The 257-nt window shown below is 70.8% G+C and carries 1 protein-coding gene; it reads right to left on the bottom strand.

All coding sequences use genetic code 11. The features are described from left to right. Positions 1 to 257, bottom strand: a 257-nt coding sequence (locus tag R0J88_RS21450; protein ID WP_410901093.1) for an alpha/beta hydrolase-fold protein, incomplete at both ends; no start/stop codon positions are given.

Genomic DNA, 257 nt, shown 5'->3' with positions numbered 1-257 from the left:
CCACAGCGAAGGGCTCGCGGCGGCGTAGTGGCGAAACGCCTGGGGCTGGCTGAACAGCGCCTGCAGCACCAGCAGGCCGCCGTAGGAGTGGCCCCACAGGGTCTGTTGCGCGGTATCTATCGGTGCCTGGGCCGCCACGGCCGGGCGCATGCGCTCGCGCAGCAGTTGCAGGAAGGCTTGTGCGCCGCCGCTGGGTTGCCCGGTCAGCGGGTCTTGCTGCTGCGCCTGGCCCGGTTGCTGCGGGGTGTAGTCATAGG

This window comes from Pseudoalteromonas sp. SIMBA_162 (assembly GCF_046535955.1).
Lineage (GTDB): Bacteria > Pseudomonadota > Gammaproteobacteria > Enterobacterales > Alteromonadaceae > Pseudoalteromonas > Pseudoalteromonas marina.
The sequence above is the reverse complement of the archived record's forward strand: the minus strand, read 5'-3'. Positions and strand labels throughout refer to the sequence as shown.